The 23,481-nt window shown below is 37.3% G+C and carries 18 protein-coding genes; 11 read left to right on the plus strand and 7 right to left on the minus strand.

Translation table 11 applies throughout. The features are described from left to right. Positions 1 to 19: 19 nt before the first annotated feature. A complete protein-coding gene (locus tag C564_RS0100570; RefSeq protein WP_018764067.1) occupies positions 20 to 1,279 on the plus strand; it encodes a TcaA 3rd/4th domain-containing protein in 1,260 nt (419 codons plus the stop codon). A 329-nt stretch (positions 1,280 to 1,608) separates the two neighbouring features. Here the strand turns inward: C564_RS0100570 and C564_RS0100575 are convergent, their stop codons facing one another. Then, positions 1,609 to 2,040, minus strand: a complete 432-nt coding sequence (locus tag C564_RS0100575) for a hypothetical protein (RefSeq protein ID WP_018764068.1) — start codon at positions 2,038 to 2,040, stop codon at positions 1,609 to 1,611. A 451-nt stretch (positions 2,041 to 2,491) separates the two neighbouring features. Here C564_RS0100575 and C564_RS0100580 point away from each other — a divergent pair, with 451 nt between their 5' ends. Both C564_RS0100580 and C564_RS0100585 read left to right on the plus strand, forming a co-directional pair. Further along, positions 2,492 to 3,826 carry an FAD-dependent oxidoreductase gene (locus C564_RS0100580; protein WP_018764069.1) on the plus strand — a complete coding sequence of 445 codons (1,335 nt, stop codon included), beginning with the start codon at positions 2,492 to 2,494 and terminating at the stop codon, positions 3,824 to 3,826. A gap of 186 nt (positions 3,827 to 4,012) precedes the next feature. Beyond that, the gene (locus tag C564_RS0100585; protein WP_018764070.1) at positions 4,013 to 4,423 is read left to right on the plus strand and encodes a DUF3908 family protein; all 411 of its coding nucleotides are present in this window, start codon (positions 4,013 to 4,015) and stop codon (positions 4,421 to 4,423) included. Between the two features lie 244 nt (positions 4,424 to 4,667). Here C564_RS0100585 and C564_RS0100590 read toward each other — a convergent pair whose 3' ends face one another. The 5 genes from C564_RS0100590 to C564_RS0100610 all read right to left on the minus strand — a co-directional run bounded on the left by C564_RS0100590 (position 4,668) and on the right by C564_RS0100610 (position 14,767). Beyond that, the gene (locus C564_RS0100590; RefSeq protein ID WP_018764071.1) at positions 4,668 to 6,233 is read right to left on the minus strand and encodes a SagB family peptide dehydrogenase; all 1,566 of its coding nucleotides are present in this window, start codon (positions 6,231 to 6,233) and stop codon (positions 4,668 to 4,670) included. Positions 6,234 to 6,255: 22 nt separating this feature from the next. Continuing rightward, positions 6,256 to 8,205 carry a TOMM precursor leader peptide-binding protein gene (locus tag C564_RS0100595; protein WP_018764072.1) on the minus strand — a complete coding sequence of 650 codons (1,950 nt, stop codon included), beginning with the start codon at positions 8,203 to 8,205 and terminating at the stop codon, positions 6,256 to 6,258. Further along, positions 8,205 to 10,124, minus strand: coding sequence for a putative thiazole-containing bacteriocin maturation protein (locus C564_RS0100600; RefSeq protein ID WP_018764073.1), 1,920 nt, complete (start codon positions 10,122 to 10,124; stop codon positions 8,205 to 8,207). The genes C564_RS0100595 and C564_RS0100600 overlap by 1 nt, the downstream gene beginning before the upstream one ends. Before the next feature lie 357 nt (positions 10,125 to 10,481). Beyond that, entirely contained in the window at positions 10,482 to 11,726 is a 1,245-nt protein-coding gene (odhB, locus tag C564_RS0100605; RefSeq protein WP_006094002.1) for a 2-oxoglutarate dehydrogenase complex dihydrolipoyllysine-residue succinyltransferase, read from the minus strand. Positions 11,727 to 11,881: 155 nt separating this feature from the next. Further along, complete coding sequence (locus C564_RS0100610; protein ID WP_018764074.1) at positions 11,882 to 14,767, minus strand: 2-oxoglutarate dehydrogenase E1 component; 2,886 nt, start codon at positions 14,765 to 14,767, stop codon at positions 11,882 to 11,884. Positions 14,768 to 15,647: 880 nt separating this feature from the next. Here C564_RS0100610 and C564_RS0100620 point away from each other — a divergent pair. The 8 genes from C564_RS0100620 to C564_RS0100655 all read left to right on the plus strand — a co-directional run bounded on the left by C564_RS0100620 (position 15,648) and on the right by C564_RS0100655 (position 21,918). Next, positions 15,648 to 15,854 (plus strand): helix-turn-helix transcriptional regulator, encoded by a 207-nt coding sequence (locus C564_RS0100620; protein ID WP_018764075.1) that lies wholly within the window; start codon positions 15,648 to 15,650, stop codon positions 15,852 to 15,854. A gap of 19 nt (positions 15,855 to 15,873) precedes the next feature. Then, entirely contained in the window at positions 15,874 to 16,251 is a 378-nt protein-coding gene (locus C564_RS0100625; RefSeq protein WP_018764076.1) for a hypothetical protein, read from the plus strand. A 46-nt stretch (positions 16,252 to 16,297) separates the two neighbouring features. After that, positions 16,298 to 16,483, plus strand: a complete 186-nt coding sequence (locus C564_RS0100630) for a DUF3976 domain-containing protein (protein ID WP_018764077.1) — start codon at positions 16,298 to 16,300, stop codon at positions 16,481 to 16,483. 220 nt (positions 16,484 to 16,703) lie between these two features. Further along, a complete protein-coding gene (locus tag C564_RS38005) occupies positions 16,704 to 18,041 on the plus strand; it encodes a 3D domain-containing protein (protein ID WP_018764078.1) in 1,338 nt (445 codons plus the stop codon). 316 nt (positions 18,042 to 18,357) lie between these two features. Beyond that, a complete protein-coding gene (locus C564_RS0100640; RefSeq protein ID WP_018764079.1) occupies positions 18,358 to 19,011 on the plus strand; it encodes a hypothetical protein in 654 nt (217 codons plus the stop codon). 606 nt (positions 19,012 to 19,617) lie between these two features. After that, entirely contained in the window at positions 19,618 to 20,751 is a 1,134-nt protein-coding gene (locus tag C564_RS0100645; RefSeq protein WP_018764080.1) for an RNA-guided endonuclease InsQ/TnpB family protein, read from the plus strand. A 186-nt stretch (positions 20,752 to 20,937) separates the two neighbouring features. Then, positions 20,938 to 21,405: an SPASM domain-containing protein gene (locus C564_RS31630; protein WP_231382296.1), complete on the plus strand. Its 468-nt coding sequence runs from the start codon at positions 20,938 to 20,940 to the stop codon at positions 21,403 to 21,405. 237 nt (positions 21,406 to 21,642) lie between these two features. Continuing rightward, entirely contained in the window at positions 21,643 to 21,918 is a 276-nt protein-coding gene (locus C564_RS0100655; RefSeq protein WP_196811498.1) for a DUF1292 domain-containing protein, read from the plus strand. A 413-nt stretch (positions 21,919 to 22,331) separates the two neighbouring features. Here C564_RS0100655 and C564_RS0100660 read toward each other — a convergent pair whose 3' ends face one another. After that, entirely contained in the window at positions 22,332 to 23,471 is a 1,140-nt protein-coding gene (locus tag C564_RS0100660; RefSeq protein ID WP_018764083.1) for a site-specific integrase, read from the minus strand. Positions 23,472 to 23,481: the final 10 nt, after the last annotated feature.

The following is a 23,481-nucleotide window of genomic DNA, read 5'->3' on the forward strand; positions in this document are numbered from 1 at the left end:
TGAAAAGGTGGATGAATGGATGAATGTTTGTGTAAAGTGCGGTGCACAGTTAGAGAATGGCGTGCAATTTTGTCAAAAGTGTGGGGCTAGAAGAGATGAGCACCAGCGAGTAGGGAACGAAAAGGAACCACAGATACGAAAGAAAATGAGCAAGGGGAAGAAGATATGGATTGGGCTTGTGATTCTTTTTATTGTCGGTTTTGGCGGAGCGTACCTGTATGGAACAAAGTATTATTCTGCAGAAGCACAAATTGATAGAATGGTTACGATTTTACAAGACAGAGCTACGGGAAAATTCATTGATATTGTTACAACAGATGACCCACAATTTGTAGTAGATAAAGAGAGTGTAAGACCGTTGTTTTCGTATATAAAAGAATATCCGTCCTATGTTAATGATTTAAAAGCTTCTATACAACAGCAAAAGAAGAAGCAAAATGATGTAGAAAAAGTAGATTTTGTATTAACTAAGGATGGAAAATACCTCTTTCTATTTGATCGATATAAATTGAAAGCAAAAACCTATTATGCAACGCTCCTTACGAATGAAAAAGATGCGCTGTTAAAAATAAATGGAAAAGAGTTAGGTAAGACAGCTGATAAAATGTTTGAAAAGCAATATGGACCATTTTTCCCAGGTATTCAAACGTTTCAATCAGAGTTTAAAAATGATTATGTGAAGCTAGCGCGTGAAGAAAAGGTTGTACTTATGAAACAAAATCAAAATAATGTAACAGTTGACTTATCGTTAAAAGGTCACTACATTACCATTCAAACAAATGTAGCGGGAGCAACATTATATGCGAACCAGAAACCGATTACGACACTGACAGGGGAAGAATTTAAGTGGGGACCGGTAGCTACGGATGGGAGCGTCTCTATTTATTTAGAAAAAGAAGGTGCAAATGGAAAAGAACAAACAAAGGTGGAAAATATATCGACAAGTCAATATTATACACTTTCGTTTCAGAAGACGCCTGAAAAACAAGAAACCTTTTCTTCTTCATCAACTGTGACAACAAAATATGTATATAACGGATTTTTCTTTCCTGATAGTCATATTCGTAAGTTAACAAGTGTAGAGCTGCAGTCCCTAACAAAAGAACAATTGCGGATCGCGAGAAATGAAATATATGCTCGGCATGGGCATGTTTTTCAAACGAAAGGTATGCAATTATACTTTTTAAAGCAGTCGTGGTATCGTGAAAATCCGTATTATACAGGAGAGTTGAATGATGTGGAGACGTATAATATTGAGCTTATAAAGACAAAGGAGTAGGCATTATCACTTTTTATGTTGTAGAAATGAAAGGTACATCAGCGATAATGGTGATGTACCTTTTTTATTTATCCCGCATTAACGGGCAGTAAGACCCCCACCTCAAGATTTAGAGAGAAACGAGGAAGATAGGTGGGGGACCAACTGCCCGTAAAAGCCCGATTGGTGAGGGCTAATAATCAGTGGGGGATGAAGAAAATCCCCACTGATTAAAGTTTCACTTTATGTGTTTGCATTTCATGTAACAAATCCTTTTATGTGTCATGGTAATGATTACATTATTCCGGTTGAAAAATATAGAAGAATTTAAAGGCAAGATTACCTTTTTGTTATTTCTGTAATGGCATGAGGGAAGTTCTAGCTGGTTCGCGAGAGAAAAAGATATGAAAGAGAAAGTTGACTCTGCTTGCTCTGCCACTTGTACTAGCCTGGACATCGGCTAAAGAACTGGAAGAAAGTATGGCTTCGGAATTCGGTGGAACTGTAATCTCCAGTCTACTGTTTAATTTTTTTGATGTTATAACTGTTATTGTGTCGTAAGAGAGGTTGATAATCTTTAGAATACCAAGTGGATAGACAGCATCGTCAGGCTGAGAGGTGGATGCAAACAGGGTAGATTTCCAAATTTCTTGAAAAAAGGTATCGCTATCAGCCGACCAAGCCTGTGCATCGTAAAGTGTTGAACTAATACTGAATTCCTGTTCCAGCGGTTGGACAACTTTGGGTTCAGCAGGAGTAGAGATAAGAAAATTACTGCACATTGATTCTTTTCACCTACTTTCCATTGCGATTGTTATAGCATATTAATAATTAGGTTTATGGGACACGACGCTTTACCTATAGTGCTCAAAGGATGTTTAAAAATATATGAATATAAATTGAAAAACTGATAGAAAACCATTCTTTTTAGGTGTGAGAGAGGATCCGGCCAAGCAAAGAAGCGGTCAGAGCCTTTTTGAGCCCCATGCTATATGAAAACAAAGGGAGAAAATGAGTGCAAGGCTCTTTTTGTATGTATAGCCGCGACTTATATGTTGGAAAATCAAAATGTATATACAAAGGTATGCGTTATTATATTTGGACGAAGTGGTTTCATTTATAAACAAAAGGGAGAAAACATATACTTTGTATAAGCTACTTATAGAAAAAAGGATTTATTTACAGTGAATCTGGAGAATGTAAACGATAGAGACTGTACAAAGGAGTGATTTGGTGAACTATGTAATCATTGGCGGAGATGCAGCTGGCATGAGTGCGGCTATGCAAATTATTAGAAATGATAAAGAAGCAAAAGTTGTAACGTTAGAAAAAGGTGAAATATATTCATATGCGCAGTGTGGACTTCCGTACGTTATTAGCGGTGTGATTGCTTCTACTGAAAAATTAATTGCACGAGACATTAGCACATTTCGTGATAAGTATGGAATTGATGCGAAAACACACCATGAAGTAACGAAAATTGATACTGAAAACAAAATTGTGCATGGTATACATACAAGTGAAAACGAGGCATTTCAATATAAATATGATCGCTTACTAATTGCGACAGGAGTTAGACCTGTTATGCCGGACTGGGAAGGAAACAACCTGCAAGGTGTTCATCTTTTAAAAACAATTCCGGATGCCCATAGAATATTGGAGACGTTACAGGAACAGAATGTTGAGCAAGTAACCATTATTGGCGGCGGGGCAATTGGTCTTGAAATGGCTGAAACATTTGTAGAGCTTGGGAAAAAGGTGCGAATGATTGAGCGAAATGAACATATTGGCACAATATATGATGCCGATATGGCAGCATATATACATGAAGAAGCAGCAAAATATAATATTGAAATTTTAACAAATGAAAATGTAAAAGCATTTAAGGGGAAAGAGAAAGTTGAATTTGTTGAAACAGATAAAGGAACGTATAAAACGGATCTCGTTCTAGTATCAGTTGGCGTGCAGCCAAACACAGAGTTTGTTAACGGAACAGCGATTCGCACGAACAAAAAAGGGGCTATAGAAGTAAATGCTTATATGCAAACGAATGTGGAAGATATCTATGCAGCAGGAGATTGTGCAACGCATTATCACATCATAAAAGAAACGCATGATCATATTCCAATCGGTACAACTGCAAATAAGCAAGGGCGTCTTGCAGGATTGAATATGATTGATAAACGAAGAGCATTTAAAGGCACTCTCGGTACGAGCATTATTAAATTTATGAGACTCATTTTAGCGAGAACGGGTTTAAGTGAAAAAGAAGCAAGCGGATTGAAAATACCATATAAAACGGTGAAAGTAGATACAACAAGTATGGCTGGATATTATCCAAATGCAACGCCGCTTTATGTGAAATTAGTGTATCGTTCTGATACAAAACAACTATTAGGCGGACAAGTGATCGGAGAAGAAGGCGTGGATAAACGAATCGATGTTATTGCAATGGCGCTCTTTCATAAAATGAGCATTCATGATTTAGAAGATGTCGATTTAAGTTATGCACCGCCATATAACAGTGTTTGGGATCCAGTTCAACAAGCAGCGCGGCGAGCGGAATAGTACTTCTTATAGAAGTGCTATTTTTTTATTTCGAAAACACCGAATTATAAAAAAGATATATAAAATCATATTTGTCCTTGAAAAATGTAGTACGTATCTATTATATTTTCATATAGTATTTATTTTTTACATACATAAAAATATGATAGAAACAAGCTAGTAATGAATGATGATGGAGGATAAGAAATGGCAATAAATATGAGAACAGTAGAAGAGTGGATTGCAGAGTCAAACGCAAGACATGAGGAGGACTTTGGAGAAATTGTCCAAGAAATAAAGGAACTATGCATTGCGATTGATAACGCTACATTAATTTACCCGAAAAATGTATTTTGCTTTGGAAAAAAAGCGGAAGTGTTCTTCTTTTTCCAAGATCATGTTGTCATTGGTCAGGTGCAAGAAGAGTATATTAGAGTTGAAAAATTAAAGTATGAGAATATTACAGATATAAGCCTAAAAACAAATGATAAAAATACAACATTAGAGTTGAAGTTCTCTAATGGGAATTCTATTATGCTAGATAGTTTAAATGATAACTGCGGAACGAAGAATTGGTTGTTTGCAAGACAGATTAAGAGTATCTTTAAAGTAATTTAGTAGTGAAAGCAGGTCTTATATAAATCTAAATTAAAAACGACAAAACCCTTCTTTTTAGGTAGGAGAGAGCATCCAGCCATGCATAGAAGATGCCAAGTGAAAACAGAGGGAGAAAGCGAGTATAAGGTACCTTTTGTTCTTCGTAGCAGCAATTTACATGTTGAAAAATCAAAATGGATGTATATAAAATCCCTTCAAAAACACGCCCTTTGCTAGCACAGTGTACTGAGCGCAGGGCGTGTTTTTAGCTATGCAAATATCCTTTTAACCAAGTGCGATGGCGATAGGGACCAACTGGAATTTGAATAAGGGTCGTTTTTCTTTTTGTATCAGTTTCATACAGTTTATCACATAAGTTTGCATCAAATCCTAAGAGCGGGTGACCTCCCATATCCATAGCTGAGGCTGCTAAGACGAGTTTTTGGACGAGCATTCCAGCTTCCATTTGTTGAATTCGATATCCTCTATAACCTAAATCGTTTTTTAAATAATCTTTATTTCCTATTACATGTAAACAGAGTGGTACTTGAAAGAGATTTACATTGTCCATTGTCATACCGGATTGTAAAGGATAGCGGAGATCTCCTAATTGAATTTTTTCTAATGTATGAGCATTACTGTCGTAGGAATAGGCACCATTTGGCAAACCGTCTACGTTATAAAAGCATCCGTATAGTGAGACGCGTGATTTTGTCTTTATATGTGTTCCATCTAAATCATTTTGATAAGGAAAGGAAAGAGTTGCTTCTTGAAGTAAAGTAGCTAGTTGCGCATCGCTTATTTTCCTTAAGACAAAATCTAAATCAGGTGAATAACGTTTTTGACAAGCTGTTGCGAAATCGTATGATAATCGCTCTACTCTGGGGAGTGTCAAAGTTTGTGTGTGATGTGGAACAGTTGCCTCTTCTGTCACAGTTCGAAATTGTTTAGTTGAATCTAGCATAGATGCTGCATTCATTGTTGTTATTAGAGGGTGATCAGTAAAGTTCTTTGAGCGAACAAAATGTTCATGCTCTAAAATAGGAAGCTGCTGTGAGAGTTCATAAGAAGTAACGTTTGCGTCTGTATTATTTGGATGAAACCATTCTTCTGCAGGTTGGTTAGATAATGGGATAACTGCATACACGCTTTCTTCTTGCTCCGATAGTCCGAGTAAATGATTAATGGCTCTATCAAGAAATTGAAAATATACACCAGATGTATAGCCGAATTGTTTAGAGACTTCTAATAATTGGCCGATGAGGACGCCAGTATCTAGACCTTGGAGACGGTAGGAAAAGTTATTATATTTAAAGAAATTTTTCCAAAACATTGTTGATACAAAGGCGGTGCCAAAACAAGCAGATAGATTGCAGCGATTTCCAAGTGCCTCCGTGAGATAAGAGTCAAAATTTCCTTCACGTAGTAATACGAGACGATGATGTGCTGCGTCATAATGATAGATTCCCTGTGGACAATGATTCATTTTTAAATACAAATATAATTCATTTGGATATAGAGCTCCTCCAGAAGGAATAAATCTTCGGTATATATTTGTTGTATTTTGTTCTTCTAAGCCGAGGGAAGGCTGGCACAATTGAGTTAGGCCAAATGTATACCAGAGACAATGTCCGATTTGCTCGAGAGTAGGTTCTTTAGACAAATTTTGATTTCGCAATGTTAGCGGTACCTCTAGAGAAAGAGGAATGACAGGTAGATTACGGTATAGTTTATAGGGAAGGGGGGCATCAGCCCAGTTAATTTCCTTGTCTTGGGGCATGATTTCATAAATGGAAAAATGCAAATTGTGTAGAAATGTTTCTAGTTGCATCAATCTACCTCCTTATTGTGACTTATGGAAACGGATGAGGATGTGGATTAAGTTGTTCAAATGTAAGTGGCTCATTGGTATATCCAAGTTCCAGTGGTACGGTAAGTACTCTTTGTAGTCCTGTTGTGCGAGTAAGTTGATGTCCAAATGTCATTGGCAACATACCAGGAATTAGTACTTTCACACAATATAATCCGTTCTTTCGTATGAGAGGAACAGTTTGGTCAATGACGATGACTTCAAGGCCTGAGTGATGTAGTCGATCTAAAAGATGGCGAAGATCCGAAGTTAGATCCCTATCGATAGATCTTAACTGATTCATTTGTTGAAATGTTTGTACAGACCGATTGTCATTCAATAAAAATTGAAGGCGTTCTTCGGCTTCTGGTAAACCATATACCATACTATGATCATCCATTTGGATGACAAGATAGGGATCCCGTAAACATTGTTCGTATTTTTGTTTACTTGCTTCAAATTTTTCATCCATTGTAAGTAACATACCTGCTAATTCATGGATAGCATTTTTAACAGCTCGCATTGGTTCCATGTGGGCACCACCTGCACAGACGAGATTCATTCCATCTTGTTTTGTATTTTTTGCAATTGCCCATATACTTGGAATACCATGCTCCATCGTTGCATCAAAAACATGTAAATCATAGCCTGTGATCGTGCGCATTCGTTCAATCATCAATTGTAATTCCACATCGTCCGCAGAAGCTAGATCAAGGCGGGGAAGTGGTAATTGTGCATACCAAGTTAGCAAGAAAGCATCGCGTTCGACTATTTCTAAAATGCCATGGAAAATCGCTTCTTCTAAACTACCTCCAATTGCACAGCCGTTTGAAGTTTCATAAACAAAAGCGTCCCTGTGTCCTAGGCTATAATATGCAATCGATTCTGGAACTAAGATGGGACGATTTTGTGATAAAGAATACCCCCATACCCAGTCTTGAGGATAATCAGGATCAAACGGTTTAAATGGGAAATCTGTTTTTTTATAATGTTCATCTGTATGTACACCGATTGTGAGAGGATTGATGGCTGTATCTTCTAACTCTCGGTAGCTACCATGAACATTTGTCCGTTTCCCGCGAGGGGTCATTCCACAATATCTCTCTAACCCTTCTAAAATAGCAGTTGCTTCGCTCGCCCTGAATGAATGTGTTCGGCCTGCAACTCCTTCATTTCCTAAAAGTAACGGCATATTTACAATAACATCAGCAAATGGTAATAAGGAATGCTGCATTTTCCCATTTAAAAGTCCAGTCCGATAATCTAAATAATCTTTAGTCAAAAATGTATTTAAATCTTCAATAGAACGACAACGATAACTTTCATTGCCAGTTTTAAAACTTGACTGGAGTGAAATGTAGGCATCCGTTGCAGTGTCATCAGGTAATGTGCTACACATTGGGCATAGAGGATCAGGAAGAAATGAATGACGTGAACATTGAAAGGTTTGCATGTTAAGTAAAACTAGTTCTTCAGCTAAAGAGGTATGCCCTTTTGTTACTATCTTCTCTGTTTCAGCATGAATAAGCTGACACATTTGTAGTAACCCAGTTTGCGTTGCACATACATCTCGCTGTATGGCATCATCTGTTTTTAAGGAATATTTCCGCTGTAGCTCCCACATTTCTTTTTGGTCAAAGCCAGCTATGAAACGCCGTGCATCAGCACAATGGGAGCACCCTGCCTTATCGGGTCTAACATAAGGACCAATGATACCCTCACCAAATGAAGTAAAGCCCCGAAGCCATGGAATGTTAGCGGAGCGAAATATTTCTTCAGCTTCATGATGTATAGAGGGAGGAGAACCATCGTGTAATACGAGAGCAAGATAGATATTTTCTGGGAGTTTTTCTTCAAGTGTATGTTGATGAATAATTGGATAGTGAGCGGATAATTGTTGATTTACATAGTCTGCTAGTATGCCATCTCCTATGATTAATATTTTTCGATTCATCATTCTACCTCCTCTTTGATTACCACACCAACTACACCGCCTAATCCTTCTTTTAAAAAGGGTTCAATTGCTAGGTCGAGGACGAAGGGATGAAGTTTATGCTCTTTTAAATTTTGTAAGGCTAATTGCAAGGATTCTAATTGTGGCATTTCTTCTTCTTTTTGTATTTCAACCCTAAACGATTCTGCACTGTGTAAAAGGATAGAGGAGTCCAATAATATATTGGATTTATAGGGAACTTCTTGATTTTGGACATGAAGTAGTGCTTGTTGTAATGCATTTCTTAGTGCTAATGTTATATTTAAGTCAGTACTACCGTACCACTGGTTGTGTACACCGATCCAAACCACAGGAAAACCTAGCACCTCTTCACCAATTCCTACCATTGGTTCCCCATGTATCGCGGAGAGTGCACGTAAATAAAATTGGCAGTGTTTGTCGTGAATCTCTGTTAATTGTAGTTGTGTAATTTCTTCTGTTTTGGTCAACTGCCTCGTTTGTAATGTGTGTGTTAAATGATTTTGTAGTGCACGGTACACGCCCTCTAACATTGTTTCCCCAGCCCCAATTCCAATGAATTCATCTTGTTCAGGAATAAGGAAATGAACCATTTGAGTTACATATGTTTCAATTCCGGTTAGACCTGCTTCGCGGCGTGCTTCATCATGAGTCAATCCGCCGCAAATTATGGTAGGCAGGAGCGTAGTAGGTCCTTCTGATAATGGATTCGGAACTTGAGCATAGCACTGAGATAACGGTAATTGTTTTAGGTCTTGTTCATCCCATATGTGAAAAATTCCAGATTTGTTTGAGGTTAATTGGTCAAAAAAGCGAAAAAGTTCATTCGAAGGGCTTTGGTTTGAATGTCTTTTGAGAGTTTCATCAATGTCTTGTATCGTTTCTATTGTAAAGTTTTTTGTTGTTATAAGTGGGTGTTTGATGAAAGTGTGCCAGCTGCCTTCTAGCGTTTCAAAATTTAGTAAAAAGAATTGTTTATTTTGCTCTCTATTTGAAGCGCCTGTAATATTTTTGAATAACTCAAAAACGATAATGTTTGCTAACATAGCCCCAGCGATTGGAGAGAAAGGCTCTAATAGTTGATCTTTTTGAAGGGCAGTCTCATGTACGCGTCGCCATGCAGATTCCCAGCATTCTTCAGATTCTGTAGTAATGACAGGACCAGCTAAGCCTACTTGCTCCAAACATAAAGCAGGAAGAAAGTTTTTCTTTTCTTCTCTACAAATCGCGTGGATCGCTCTTAATTTTTCAATATTTCCATTTTGAGATACATATAGAATCCAATCAAAATGTTGGAAAATTTCCTGCAAGGAACGATCTATCGTTGTATCTATTTCTTGAACAAGTACATTTTGATCAGCATCATGGGCTTTTTGTACAATCTCAATTAATCGAGAGCGATTTGTTGCGGTAGAGTCGGTAATAAGACAGTGAAACTCAGGTAAACCAGATTCAAGTAAAGAATAAACTAATGAAGTGAAAATAGAGCCAGATCCAATTGCTAAGACCTTCGCTTGTCGATACATTTGAAATTTCAAGGCACCTGAATGAGAGGAAGTCTCTAAAAAATCGATTTGCGATGCGTATCTCTCAAGTAAGGCATCCTCTAACTGGTGAGGGGAATCTTGACTTACATCACGTACAAAACCATTTTCGTGCAAAAGTTCTCCAAGTTCAAAAACTCTATTTTGATAAGAGAGGGGGAGTCCGCTTGTTAGTTCTTCCAAAGTATGTTCTCCATTAAACATAGGCATTAATTTTTCAATCCATTCATAGATACCATTACCTTGCATTCGGAATGAACTGGAGTTGTTTCGAAAATAGACACCCCCGTTTGAGTCGGGGAGGAAAAAGGTATCCTTGTTCATTTTTAGCTTTGTGGAAGCTGTGAGAGTACTCATTGTGTTCCTCCTTATCAGTAAATTTGTTCTAGACATACGTTATCAGTGTATGTATTGTGAGTTGTCCTTTATGAGTTCTAAAAGATTATTAGTATTTTAGCGTATCCGTGTAATATATAAACTCATTTTGATTTTTCGATATATAAGTCGCTGCTACGAAGAAGAAAAGGGGACCGCTACTTGTTTTCATTTGTTGACATTGGGCAGGAAGGGGATCTGATCGCTTCTATGCATGGCCGGATGCTCTCTTCCCCCTAAAAAGAAAGGGTTTATGTCCGGTTTTTAATTTATATAAAAAAAGCTACATGAAAGAATCAATCGATTCTTTCATGTAGCCAGTATGATTTAGAAAGTCTATCAACCTTCTAATAATAATGATTTTGGATCTTCAAGCATCTCTTTAACAGCAACAAGGAAGCTAACTGCTTCTTTACCATCGACGATGCGGTGGTCGTAAGATAGAGCAATGTACATCATCGGACGGTTTTCCATACGTTCTGCATCGATTGCAACTGGTCTTACTTGAATTTTATGCATTCCAAGAATACCTACTTGTGGGCTGTTTAGGATTGGTGTTGACATAAGGGAGCCGAACACACCACCGTTTGTAATTGTAAATGTACCACCTTGTAGTTCTTTTAATGTAAGTTTGTTATCGCGTGCTTTTTTACCTAGTTCACGAATTTCGCTTTCGATTTCAGCAAAGTTCAATTGGTTTGCATCGCGTACAACTGGAACAACTAATCCATCTGGAGCTGCTACAGCGATTCCGATATCATAGAATTTTTTAATGATAAGCTCGTCACCTTGGATTTCAGCATTTAACAATGGGAATTGTTTTAACGCTGCAACAACTGCTTTTGTGAAGAATGACATAAAGCCAAGACGAACATCATGTTTTTTCTCGAATGAATCTTTACGTTCTTTACGTAATTCCATGATTGCAGTCATATCAACTTCGTTAAATGTTGTTAACATTGCAGATGTTTGCTGAACTTCTACAAGACGTTTTGCAATTGTTTGACGGCGGCGGGACATTTTTACGCGCTCAACTGGTTTTTCAAATTCAGTTTTTGCAGCTGGTTTTGGACTTGTTTTTTCTTGTTTTGGCTCTGCTTTTGGTGCAGCAGCATGTGCTTGTACATCGTGTGGTCTTACACGGCCAAGTGGATCAGTGCTGCGTACTTCATTTAAGTCGATTCCTAATTCACGTGCCATTTTTCTAGCAGCAGGTGATGCGATAGGGCGATCTGTATTTGGAAGACCTTGTAAAGCTGTTTTTGGAGCCTCAGCTTTAGGTGCTTCAGTAACTTCTTGTTTTGGTTGTTCTGGAGCTGCTGCTGGAGCAGGTGTACTTACTGCAGCGCCGTTTGCATCTAAAATTGCAATGATGTCGCCAACTTCAACTGTATCTCCAGGCTCTCCTAGTAGTTGTGATACAATACCTGAATCTTCTGCAATGATTTCAACATTGACTTTATCCGTTTCAAGCTCAACAACGCTGCCACCTTTCTCAACTTTGTCGCCTACATTGATAAGCCATTGTGAGATAGTTCCTTCTGAAATAGATTCTGCAAGCTCAGGTACTTTAATTTCGATCATTTTAAATGTCCTCCCCTTATTTGCCTAACGGTGTGTGTTTTGTCTTTTTTTTCTTCGGTAATCTCAAAGTTTCCAGCTTGATTGGGCAGAAATTCTTTACGTTCTCGGGTGTAAGGAACTCTGCCCGCATGAGCTAGAGCAAATCAATTTCGTTTTTAGTTGCTATAAACTTCTATTTCTTGTTTATCTTGACGAAAGTTATACTTTGTATCTAATGCGTGTGCAACGATAAGTTCTTGTTCTGCTCGGTGTGCATGTGGATCGCCACCTGAAGGACTTGAACGGTCTGGGCGTCCAATGTAGCCTGTTTTTAATTTATCGCCAGCAAGTTCAAACAGAATTGGAGCCATGTAATGCCATGCACCCATGTTTCTTGGTTCTTCTTGTACCCAAATAATTTCTTCTAAGTTTTTAAAGCGTTTCATAATAGATTGAACTTTTTCAGCAGGGAATGGGTACAATTGCTCAATACGAACAATATGAACTTCATCTAAATTGCACTCATGTTTCCCGGATTCAATCTCTGCCGCTAAATCAATTGCCATTTTACCAGTTGTTAAGACAAGACGTTTTACTTTGTTTGGTTTTATGCCAAGGTTTTCTTGCTCTAACGCAGGTTGGAAACGTCCTTCACTTAACTGGCTACCTGATGAAGCTGTAAGTGGGTGACGCAATAAGCTTTTTGGTGTCATGATTACTAATGGACGAACAGCTTCTGTACCAAGGATTGATGCTTGACGGCGCAAGATATGGAAGTATTGTGCCGCGCTTGTTAAGTTTGCAACAGTCCAGTTATTTTCTGCAGCTAGTTGTAAGAAGCGCTCTGGACGTGCACTAGAGTGCTCTGGTCCTTGACCTTCATAACCATGAGGTAAAAGAAGAACTAGACCTGATTTTTGTCCCCATTTTGCTCTTCCTGATGAAACATATTGATCAAATAATGCTTGCGCAGTATTTGAGAAATCACCGTATTGCGCTTCCCACATAACTAAAGTTTCTGGAGCGAATACATTATAACCGTATTCATAGCCGACAACAGCAGCTTCTGATAACGGACTGTTATGAACAGAGAACGATGCGCGTATATTCGGCAGGCGATGTAATGGTGAATATGTTTCGTTTGTTTCTGTATCATGCAGTACGATATGACGGTGTGCGAACGTACCACGCTGTGAGTCTTGACCAGTTAAACGAATTGGCGTACCTTCTTGTAAAATAGAAGCGAATGCTAAAGATTCAGCAAGTGCCCATTCAATTTTACCGTTCTCTTCAAGAGCATCTTTACGGCGCTCAAGAATCTTCTTCACTTTCGGATATACGTTAAAGCCTTCTGGCCAAGTTAAAAGCCCTTCGTTAATTGCGCGAAGTGTTTCAAGTGGAAGACCAGTATCAATCGGCTGAATTCCTTTCGCAACAACGTCTGGAACTTTAACATGAATTGCTGCGTCACTTGTATCTGCTGGTGGTACTTGTGCATATTCAGCTTTCAACTCTTCTTGTATAAACTGAGTAATTGTTTCAACCTCATCTGCATTTAGAACGCCTGCAGCTTCTAATTGGCTTGCATATAAAGCTCTTACAGTTGGATGGTTTTTAATTTTTTTATAAACTTGTGGTTGCGTAACTGCTGGATCATCCATTTCGTTATGACCGTAACGACGGTAACCGATTAAATCGATTAAGAAGTCTTTTTTGAACAGCATACGATATTGAATTGCAAGGTTAGCAGCAGCAAGACAAGCTTCAGGATCATCAGCATTCACGTGAACGATTGGAATATCGAATCCTTTCGCAAGATCACTTGAATATTTCGTAGAACGAGAATCATAGCTATCAGTCGTAAAGCCGATTGCGTTATTCGCGATAACATGAATTGTTCCACCAGTTTGGTATGCATTCAATCTGCTTAAGTTCAATGTTTCAGATACAATACCTTGCCCAGGGAATGCAGCATCACCATGAACTAAAATTACGAATGATTTTGAAACGTCTTGTTCAGGATAACCAGCTTGTTTACGATCTTCTTGAGCAGCACGTGCATAACCTTCAACAACTGGGTTAACAAACTCAAGGTGACTTGGGTTATTTGCTAATGTAACGCGTGTGCTAGCTTCTTCAGATCCGACAACTTGTTCTCTACCTAAATGGTATTTCACATCGCCAGTCCAGCCGACACTACTATTTATTACATCTTGTGATTTATCAGACTCAATAGTTGCATGTTTGAATTCTGCGAACATGTGACTATATGGTTTTTCTAATACATGAGCGAGTACGCTTAGACGACCGCGGTGAGCCATACCAATCATGACATCGTTTACGCCGCCTTTAGCACCTTCTAAAATAATTTCATCTAGTACAGGTACAAGCATATCAACGCCTTCGATGGAGAAACGTTTTTGGCCAACGAATGTTTTATGCAAAAATTGCTCGAAACCTTCAACAGCTGTTAAGCGTTTTAAGAGAGCAGTTCGTTTTTTATTTGTTAATGGTTGACGCAGGGAATTTGATTCCACCATTTGATGCAACCACGTGCGTTCTTCACTATCTTGTATATGCGAGAATTCATAGGCTAAAGATTTTGTGTAAACATCTTTTAATCTATTAATTACATCAAAAGCTGTGTGAACATCATTTGGTGCATCTGCCCATACTGTTTTAGCTGGAATCGCTTTCAAATCTGCATCGCTCAATTCATTCATTGCTTTCTCGATGAGAGATTGTCCATCAGCAGGCTCTTCCATTGGATTAATATGAGCCGATGTATGACCGAATGAACGGATATGCTCAACAAGTTGAACGACTTTAAGAATTTTTTCAATGTTTCCTGTGTTTTGAGGAGAAAAATTTGTTTCCTTGTTGTCCCCTGTTACGACATCTGCTTGGAATGGAGGAGCTCCAAAAGTTTCAAAAAGCTCTTGTAATTCCGGATCAACAGAACCTTCTCCTGTCACGTAACGATCATACTGTTCAATAACATAGCCAAGGTTCGGACCATGGAATTTGGCCCAAGGGTTTGTCGTTGTATTCTTCCTCGTCATTTGTTTAAACCTCCCAATGCATGTAATCCTTCTTTCATAATGCGAAAGAATGCATTTTGCTCTTTTCATAATTGATCAACCAGTAATGAATGTAAATGTTATCTTTACTCTTATGTTATTACGATAATTTACATAATACCAAACATTATTACTTATCCGTTTTGTAAAAAAACATTCACAATTACTTATCACCCAAGTTAATCTTTCATGTTATAAAGTAATTTTAAGGAAAAAATAGGTGATTTCATCTGGTACATCCGCACTTGGAACGAAATCTTCCATATGAAAATATAAAATGAATTGTAAGAATGTTTCGTTAAAATATGGTTTGATTTATGTATATTAAAATAATAAGCGCTTTCAAGAATATTATACAACAATATAACAGGATATAGTATAAAAAATGAAAAATTATGAATTTATCGTTAACTTTATTTCAATAGTGTTAAATATTGAAAGGAAAAAAGAAAAATTTGCTTGTAAGTGATGATTATGATTTGAAAATGGTTCATAAATCGTTAGTTTTTGCAAATATAGCAGAAAATAGCTTAAAAAGGGTAGCCAGCTTCATTCGTATAGGAGAAAAAATGTAATATTTTAAAAAGATAAAGTGCAGATAACAATATTAATTTTTCTCATTACAGAGGGATAAATATAACGAAAACCATCTATACAAATAAAGTTAACTATATGTTAGAGATGGAACATATCGTGATGTTCGCTCTCTATAGGATTCCATTTTAGTTATGACAATAGTCGTGATCAAAAAGAAAAGGCGGGAGTAAGAAGGATTGGAAAAGTTATGTAAATAATGTAAAGGATACTTGACGTAAAGGTTGCTTTACATTTATACTCTGTTCAAGGAGGAGGGGGATTTTCCTTGGAAAACAAAATGGTAGAATACAGAAAAAAATTGGGACTGTCTCAAGAGAAGTTAGCCGAAAAACTTGGTGTTTCTAGACAGACGATTATTTCAATTGAAAAAGGAAAATATGATCCATCACTTCCTTTAGCATTCGAAATTGCGAAAGCATTTCAGACAACCATTGAGAATGTATTTATTTATGAAGGGAAAGAACGGGAATGATAGAGAAGGGGGAATATTAATGAATTATTCACAGAAGTACTTTTTGATTATTGGAATGTTTTTTTTAATTATGAGTGGATTCATGGTATTGGCAGGGTTTATGACACATTCTGCGCCGCCAACTCCGACTTATACATTAGCATCGATGATGATTATGTGCTTTTGTTTAAGTTATCTTCACCCACAATTTAAAGAGAAAGACGAAAGGATGAAGTTAATCCGTCAAAAAGGGATGTTTTATTCTTTCTTTGCATTATTGATATATTTCATTATTTTTTCAATTGGGTTACATTTAGAAATCATTATATTAACAGCTGGAGAATTACTTAATATGTTAGCTGCTTTAACAATTAGTACGGTTTTTATTTCGTTTGTTGTTTTATCTAAAAGATATTAAGTGGAAAATAATGAATTATAGGTCTTACATATAGGAAGGAGAAAAAATGCAATTTCTTTATGCGTTTGGTATAAGTATTATTTTAATGCTATTCATGTATTTCTTCGTTCGCAAAGATATTACGAAAGATAATACGCTGACAAAGAGAGGTTTTTATAAACTGATTGGATGTTTAGTGGCGATGTTTGTGGGGATTATTGTGTTGGTGGTATTGATGAGTAAGAAATTATAAATAGAAAAACCCTGTTTTATAAGCTAGTAAAAAAGGTAGAAGATAGCAGGAATAAAACAGAATCAAGTCCAGTATGCAATAAGTTTGCATCTGGATTTCATTCTGTTTTATTTTTATTACATTTTTGTTACTACTCTTATTCTTATCTTAGAAACAATTATACTTATACATAGTATGACAATTTAGTCAATGGTCAAATTTAGGAAAAAGGAATGAATTTATGAAAAAACAAATTACAGCACTTTCTTTAGCTATGGTTCTGGGCTTCGGTTTCCAACCGATTGCTAGTTTAGCAGAAACATCAAATAACATAACGCAAGATTCTACTCAACAAGCTGGATGGAAATTAGAAAATGGTGAATGGTTTTATTATGAAAATGGTAGTAAAAAAACAGGTTGGTTAAAAGAAGGAACTAATTGGTATTACTTAGATGAAGCAGCTGGCGGAGCGATGAAAACAGGTTGGTTGAAAGAAGGAACTAATTGGTATTACCTAGATGAAGCAGCCAGCGGAGCGATGAAAACAGGTTGGTTGAAAGAAGGAACTGATTGGTATTACTTAGATGAAGCAACCAGCGGAGCGATGAAAACAGGTTGGTTGAAAGAAGGAACTAATTGGTATTACTTAGATGAAGCAGCTGGCGGAGTGATGAAAACAGGTTGGTTGAAATACGGAGTGAATTGGTATTACTTAGATGCGGCAGCTGGCGGAGCGATGAAAACAGATTGGTTGAAATACGGAGAAAATTGGTATTACTTGGATGAAGTAGCTAGCGGGGCAATGAAGACAGGCTGGTTGAAAACAGGTGGTAGTTGGTACTACTTGGATGCGGCAGCCAGCGGAGCGATGAAAACAGGTTGGTTGAAATACGGAGAAAATTGGTATTACTTGGATGAAATAGCTAGCGGGGCAATGAAGACAGGCTGGTTGAAATACGGAGAAAATTGGTATTACTTGGATGAAGCAGTTAGCGGGGCAATGAAGACAGGTTGGTTGAAAACAGGTGGTAGTTGGTACTACTTGGATGCGGCAGCCAGCGGAGCAATGAAAACAGGTTGGTTGAAATACGGAGTGAATTGGTATTACTTGGATGCGGTAGCTGGTGGAGCGATGAAAACAGGCTGGTTGAAAGAATGGAGTAGTTGGTATTACTTAGATGAAGCAGCCGGTGGAACGATGAAAACAGGTTGGAATAAGATTGACGAAAAAATGAATTATTTCAAAGATAGTGGAAAATGGATAGGGAATACGCGTGAGCTAACGGTTAGATCAACAGCATACTCAAACGACCCAGCAGAAAATGGTGCAAAGCCCGGTGAACATGTTTATACGAGTATGGGGGATGATTTAACTGCTAATCCAAATTTAAAAGTGATTGCTGTGGATACTTCAGTTATTCCACTTGGCTCGAATGTATATGTAGAGGGATATGGACCAGCTGGAGCTAGGGATACTGGTGGAGCTATTAAAGGGAATAAAATAGACGTATTTATACCTTCAAAGCAGGGAGTTTGGAACTGGGGAGTTAGAACAGTAAAGGTATATGTATTACCTTAAAGTCATTGTAGTTAATGTACATATTGTAAAAAATCATTATTACTATAGTAATATGTTTTTATTAGAAACAGCTTTTTCAAGCGAAGACTTGAAGAAGCTGTTTTGTTTAGTGTTGACGCACCAAATTCTCTATTTGTAAAGTCATAGGAAAATCAGGCTTCTTCGAAATATGTGCATTTTGTAGTTACAATCTTTTTCCTTCAAAATCCGATGAATATATTTTGAAGATTAAGAATATTCATAAAATTAACATCTCGTTTATCTCTGAAAATTAATAAAATATTAATATAAAAGATGAAAAAAGAGAGGATACCTTATGAAACTATTGAAATCAAAAGCATTATGGGGAGCGGTTGGAGCGATTGTTGTTGTTTCCACTATAGCTTACAATGTAGGGACTATTCCTGGTGATGCAGAAGTAAATGGTAAGGTTACTACATATAAGAGTCTAGTTAGTAATATCGAACAGAAAGAGAATTTACTGGATAAGACAGAAAAAGAATTAAAGACTACAAAAGAAGGTTTGGACAAGGTGAATGCAGAGTTAAAGCTTCGCTCTGCGGAATTCGAAGGGGCTAAAAAATTATTAGAGAACAAGACAAACATTGAGAATGAAATTAAGAACAAACAATCTGAACTGGATGGTAAAAAGTCAGAGATAAGCAAACTAGATGGTGATATCAACGTTAAGAAAGCTGAGCTGCAGAAGCTTACGGAAGGTGTTGTATTGAAACAGCAAGAGCCTAAGAAACTTGGTGCAGGCTATTGGTCTGTAGGAAAAGATATTCCTGCAGGTAGATATAAGATAACTGGTAAGAGCAACCTCTTTGTATACAGTTCATCTGGAGGTACAAAGGTGAATGTGATTTTAGGTGGAGGAGATTTTGGACTAGAAAGTTATGTGGTTGCTATAGTCGATGGAGATATTATCGATACTCGCGGCGGTACTACATTTCAAGCGATTCAATAATTGTGATCAGGAGAGTAGTCTCGTGGCTACCAATAGCTTACACTGAACGATATAAATCCTACGTAATGTGACTTTACCTCTTTTCTATGTTCTAGACAAAATAAAACGCCACTTATATTTATAGCTATCAATTTAACCTAAATAAGTCAGATGTTTTTCGACATCTGGCTTATTTGGGTATTCGTTTTTCGAATTATGCAAAAACTATTGTTCAACCTATATAAATAATCATCCTCATTGATGCGGTGAGCCGTACCATAAATAAGTGAGGTTTAACGGGGATATATTTAAAAGTACACGATGATTATCAGAATAAAAAAGGATAGTCGAAGGAATCGTCATGTAAAAAAAGCTTCTTTTTTTAGTAGTTACTCATTATGAAATCGTCCCCTTAATAAATTTAACAGTACCCCAACAGAAGTCCCCTTCCTCAAGCGCGTGCAGGACATAGTCCAGTGGTAGGGAGGGGATGAATGTTGATCGTGCACAGCGTGAAGTTTTCATTTCCTTTTTCTGTAACTCCATGTATACTAGTAGTATGGGAACGTACATTCGTTTCTTTGTTTTTAGGAATCTGAAACACTACAATGAAAAAAGAGGAAGGTGATGACAATGTTGCTGAGCCAAAAATATGAAATTTTCCCAACGAAAGAACAGAAAGAAATGTTAGAACGTTGGCTACAATATTGTCGTCAAACCTATAACTCTGCTCTTTTAGATAAACAGAGAAAATATAAAGAACATCAACAGCTGTATACACGTTCTGACATGCAAAAGCAACAAGTAATCGATAAGAAGAGATATCCTTTTCTAAAAGCAGTGCCATCACAGCCCTTACAAGAAGTATTTTTACGACTCAAAAAGGCATATGATGGCTTTTTGAGTGGGGATACGAACTATCCCAAATTGAAAACGTATAAAGACTATAATAGTCTCACTTTCCCTCAATTTGGATTCAAATCGAATGGGAAACACCGCTTTGCGATGTCATTTGCAGATAACGGAAATTTATATAACAAACAATTAGGAGAAATAGAGATTCATCTGCATCGGCCGATAGAAGGAACAATCAAACAGTTGATTCTGAAACGCCAATCGAAGAGATGGTACACTATTTTTAGTGTCGAAAGACAGGATGTACCTCCCTCTATTGATATGGAAAATGCAATTGGTATAGATGTAGGACTGAATCAATACGTTGTTCTTTCAAATGGAATGGTATTTGAAAATCCAAGATTTCTTCTACAAAAAGAAAAGCAATTGAGGAAAGCACAGCATAACCTTTCGAAGAAAAAGAAGGACTCTACGAACTATAAGAAGCAAGTAGAACGGATTCGGAGCCTTCATGAAAAGGTAGCGAATCAAAGAAAAGATTTTTTACACAAATTAAGTTATCATCTCACGCAAATGTATTCAGTGATTTGTATAGAAAATCTGGATATTCGAAAGATGGTTCGGAATCGAAAAGTGTCGAAGTCGATCTCTGATGCAGGCTGGGGCGCTTTTCGTAAGATGCTTTTGTATAAGTGCGAGAAATTTGGAGGTTTACTTGTGAAAGTAGACCCAGCGTACACATCACAAGATTGTTCTAGCTGTGGGAATCGTGTGGAAAAATCACTTTCGATTCGGACACATATTTGTACAAAGTGTGGAACGGTGTTAGATAGAGATTATAATGCAAGTCTCAACATTTTGCGAAAAGGATTAGAGCAATTACTTGTGAGAACGACTGAAGAATGAAACTGTAGGGCAAGGTTGTGTCCGAACAGTATAAACGACGCCTGTGGAGAGTATGTAAGACTGCTTGGATTCCCAAGCGGCAACGCTCTATGAAACAGGAAGCCCCTTCTTCAAACGACTCGTAAGAGTGTTAAGGAGGGGTAATTCACTGAGTGGGTGCAGCATGATGTAGGGTCGGTTTATGTTATGAATTTTGAATGGGCATTAGCTTCCTGGATCGGAATTCCGTCACCAGTCTGTATTTTTTCGGAAGAGTGTGGTAGAGCGGTCGCTATGGAACATAATGGTGATCTGTTTTCTTGTGATCATTACGTTTATCCTGAATATCGATTAGGAAATATTACAGACGGATTAGTAAATATGATAAATTCCCCATCACAGCTTGCCTTTGGTAAGAAGAAGCGAGATACACTACCCTCAGTGTGTAGAAATTGCGAGGTTCGATTCGCTTGTCATGGCGAATGTCCTAAAAATAGATTTCTAGTTTCAAATCAAAATGAACCAGGATTAAATTATCTATGTGCATCCTATAAGAAATATTTTAAGCATATTAACCCTTACATGAAAATGATGAAACAGCTGTTACAAGATGGCTTCCCTGCTTCCTATATAAAAGAAATAATTATGGATCAAGGAGGTCTTTCGAAAATCTAAAATAGGATATTTCTAATTTTTTGAAACCGTTGGGACTTTAATTACTTTAGTTGATCCAATTATCTAATACGAAATATGTTAGTTTATATTCACGAATGATATCTTTTTGGATGGGTATTTACGCTGAAGCAGCAAGAATATGTTGTTTTTTGCGCATTGATTTGATTTTTTATGGAAAGATATGTTAGTAGGTATGTGATTTGAACGCTCTATTTTTTAGAGTATGAAAGGAGGAGTATGAATATGGTGGAAATTGAAGTAGGCGAAATTTTTACCCTTAGCGATGAGAGTGATCAGGAGCAGGAAGTTGAAGTGCTGGGAACGATGAATGTCGAAGGAGCAGAATACATTGCTGTCGGCTTTGTAGAGGACCTTCAAAAGGAAACAGATGAAGATATTGACATCTTCTTTTTAAAAGTAGAAGATGAGGGTGAATTGTCATACATTGAGAGTGACAAGGAGTTTGAAAAAGTGTCTGCTGCGTTTGAGGAAATGATGGATGAGCAAGATTAATATTGGTGGGACAGAAGAGAGGGATAAATATATGCCCTCTCTTTGTGTATATATAGTTGAAAAATATTTCCCATGATTGATTATAAATAAAGGGAAAGTGACATTGATGTTTATTAAATAGCGCATTGAATTCTTTTGCATAGCTTGAATCAGCAGCCATGTTGGCTAAATCATCGTATAAAAATAGCGTTCTACCAATTGGTAGAACGCTATTTTACCGTATTTTATGACCCCGGAGAGGTTCGAACTCACGACCTCCACCCTGTCAAAATAGCGTTTGGTATTAATTCTATGTGATGGAATGGGAGAGAAGTGCATGAAATCAAGGTTTTACTTCTCTTCCCAAACATCTGTTTTCACTCTAATTTACTCTATTTTATATAAGTGTGTGGTCAAAAATGTGGTCATTGTGGTCAATGCGTGGCATCGTTTTTCTTTTGTTTCATTGCCTGTTCGAAGTTATTCGCCGCGTTCTCTTGCATATCAGGTAGCACATGACTATAAATGTCCAATGTAATATCAACACGACTATGTCCAAGACGCTCAGAAACGACTTTAGGATTTTCACCAAGTAATAATAAAATCGTTGCATGGGTATGTCTTAAATCATGAAAGCGAAGCTCTGGAACATTGGTCTCTTTTTTCATCCTTGCAAAATGTCGCAAAAGATTTCGTGGATCAATGGGTTTCCCATCCTCTGTACAAATTATGAGGCCATTATCGATATAACCAGGGCCAAGTAATAGTTTGTATTTATTTTGTTCAGAGCGGTGCTTTTTTAACGCTGAAATGACTTCTTCAGTAATTGTAATTCGCCGCTTAGATCCTTTTGTTTTTGGCTCTTGGAAAACTAGTTTTCCATCCACTCGCGCTAATGTTTGTCGAATACTTACTTTGGCTTGTTCCAAGTCACAATCCCTCCAACGTAGCCCTAGAATCTCACCGCGACGCATTCCAGTATAAATAGCTAAAACATAAGCGATATGAAGACGCTCATTCTCGGTATGTTGAAGAAATTGATTGGCTTCTTCTAATGACCAAGTTTGAATATCTTTTGTTTCGATACGAGGAGGTTGCACAAGCTCCATGGTGTTTTGACTGATCAGTTTCCAAATGACAGCTTGTTTAAAAACTTTTCGTAATACACCGTGCATTGTTCGTACATAATCAGGGCTTAGTCCCTCACCTTGTACCATATCCTTATAGAACTTTTGTATAATCTCAGGGGTTATTTTGTTCAGTTTGTAATGTCCTATAGCTGGAATAATACGTTTTTTAATTAAATCTTTTCGATTATGAAAAGTAGAAGGGCGGTGGGATTGGCTAGCGATAAGGTCAAGCCAATCCATGAGAAGATCAGCCACTGTTTTTTCAGTAGGTTCAATGTAAGTCCCTTTATTGAGTTGGTTAATTAATTCATTACAAGATTTTTCAGCCTCTTTTTTTGTTTTGAAACCTGACATCGTTTTTTGTTTACGTTTCCCGGTAGGATCTTTTCCTAAATCAACAGTAAAAGACCATTTGGTACCGCGTTTTCGAAAATATCCTTTCATTTCTAACGCC

It is taken from the genome of Bacillus sp. 105MF, assembly GCF_000374885.1.
GTDB classification, from domain to species: Bacteria; Bacillota; Bacilli; order Bacillales; family Bacillaceae_G; genus Bacillus_A; species Bacillus_A pseudomycoides.